Genomic DNA, 896 nt, shown 5'->3' with positions numbered 1-896 from the left:
TAGGAACCACCAGCTTTGCCACTTGGAAAGAGAAACAGAACGGGGGTGCCACGAATGATTGAGTTCTTTGACATGAAAGGCGTGCCATTTACCCGGGAAATATCTACCGAACAACTCTATGCTTCGTTAAGCTATCGAGAAGCAACAGCGAGACTTGAATACGCAGTTAAGCATCGACAATTTTGTCTCCTAACTGGAGAGGCCGGGATGGGAAAATCAACAGCGATACGATCCCTTACCCAACAACTGGATCCCATGAAATATCGTTACTTGTATATCTGTGATTCAGCACTAACACCGAAACTCTTTTATCGGGAAGTACTACAACGTTTCGGTATTCATCCGGCCTTCCGATCGAACGAAGCAAAACGTCAATACCAGGAATTGATGTTAGATATCTATGAAAATGAAAAAAAGATTCCTGTCATTATTTTGGATGAGGCACATCATTTCTCCGAATCGATGTTGCAGGAATTGCGTTTTATTCTTAATTTTCGGGAAGATTCCATGTCTCCGCTGTCGCTCATTATTGTCGGTCAGCACAGTTTACGGAACCAATTGCGGGTGAAGCATCTGGAGGCCATTGATCAGCGCATTCAGATGCGTTATCAAGTAGTTGGATTAACAGAAAAGGAAACAGCTGATTATATCAAGCATCAGCTTCAGGCAGCCGGTACTTCTTTGGAGATCTTCTCCGAGGAGGCTGTTGGAGCTATTTTTAATTTTAGCCAAGGGGTACCGCGGAAGATCAATACTTTATGTAGTCAAAGTTTAATGGATGCCTTCCTGCAAGTTACGAAAGTAGTCGGGGAATCCCATGTTCAGCGTGTCATGAATGAGTTGTGAAAAATAAAAAGAATGTTCCCATGACCATAGAGGAAGCTGCCAAGGTTCTT

1 protein-coding gene is annotated in these 896 nt (G+C 43.2%); it reads left to right on the top strand.

The window, feature by feature from the left end:
• Nucleotides 1-72 precede the first annotated feature (72 nt).
• Nucleotides 73-846, top strand: coding sequence for an ExeA family protein (locus AC6HVZ_RS19590; RefSeq protein ID WP_497559795.1), 774 nt, complete (start codon nucleotides 73-75; stop codon nucleotides 844-846).
• Nucleotides 847-896: the final 50 nt, after the last annotated feature.

This window comes from Oceanobacillus sp. NCCP-135, assembly GCF_059698015.1.
This window is presented reverse-complemented; position numbering and strand designations above follow the sequence as displayed.

Excerpts from the sequence above, each read along its gene's own strand:
- AC6HVZ_RS19590 (WP_497559795.1), top strand. The coding sequence starts at position 73 with ATGAAAGGCGTGCCATTTACCCGGGAAATATCTACCGAACAACTCTAT.